This is a genomic window from Thiolapillus sp. (genome assembly GCF_048562965.1).
GTDB classification, from domain to species: domain Bacteria; phylum Pseudomonadota; class Gammaproteobacteria; order Chromatiales; family Chromatiaceae; genus Thiolapillus; species Thiolapillus brandeum_A.
This window is the reverse complement of the sequence record NZ_JBHNMF010001276.1, coordinates 1-731: the sequence shown is the minus strand read 5'-3', so window position 1 is coordinate 731 and position 731 is coordinate 1. Positions and strand designations below refer to the sequence as shown.

Here is a 731-nt window from a genome sequence, read left to right as displayed (position 1 = left end):
GTTCCCTCGCCTGAAAAGGCGGGGGTGGATTGAAACAACATCAATATTAACGGAAGAACCAAATTGGACTAGCGGAGGCATTTGAACAGAAACTTACGGTTTCGCCCTCGCGGATCCACCTCAAACAGTAAATTCCTGCATAAAATCACTCTGCTTATTCACCCGGCACTTGTTTACCGTATTCCCTTAACTCACCGTCCGGGCCGACATAGCGATAGAGCGTCTGGCGAGATACGCCCATCTACTCGACCGCTGCCAGCCATACCGGCTCCTCATTGCTGATTTACCGGATACACTGCCACAAGTTCCAAGGTGAATTCCACTCAAAACGTCGAGGCTCTCTTTGCAACAAACACCATTCCAAACCCTATGCCGGGTTCACCATACAATCCGATGTCTTTAATTGTTCCTTCCTCCACCTTAAACCACATGATGGCCGGCCAAGGCGGTACATTATCGGACACCCAGCCTTGGGTCCAACTGTCTGCCTGTAACCCCTTGCGGCGCATCATCAACCCCCGGCGTTGGTTAGGGCTACTCGTAATGCCAATCCATTCAGCGTTTTCCAGGTTCTCGATCCCATCCAGCGTTATCCACTCTTCGTTGCCCAGCTGGATGGGGAACGTTTCGATCCCAAGGTTCCGCAGATCGGGTTCCATTAGCGTCTTTAACGCGTCAATTTTCACCGTTGTTTTCATTTTATACCCTCTTAACTAGAGTTTAGAGTTTCA

General features: G+C 50.1%; 1 protein-coding gene. It reads right to left on the bottom strand.

Annotated features, from left to right (window positions below; translation table 11 throughout):
* Positions 1–323: 323 nt before the first annotated feature.
* Positions 324–698, bottom strand: a complete 375-nt coding sequence (locus ACOCD2_RS23790; RefSeq protein WP_293650704.1) for a hypothetical protein — start codon at positions 696–698, stop codon at positions 324–326.
* Positions 699–731: the final 33 nt, after the last annotated feature.

Bases quoted from the DNA above. Each gene is read 5' to 3' on its own strand.
- ACOCD2_RS23790 (WP_293650704.1), bottom strand. From the start codon at position 698: ATGAAAACAACGGTGAAAATTGACGCGTTAAAGACGCTAATGGAACCC.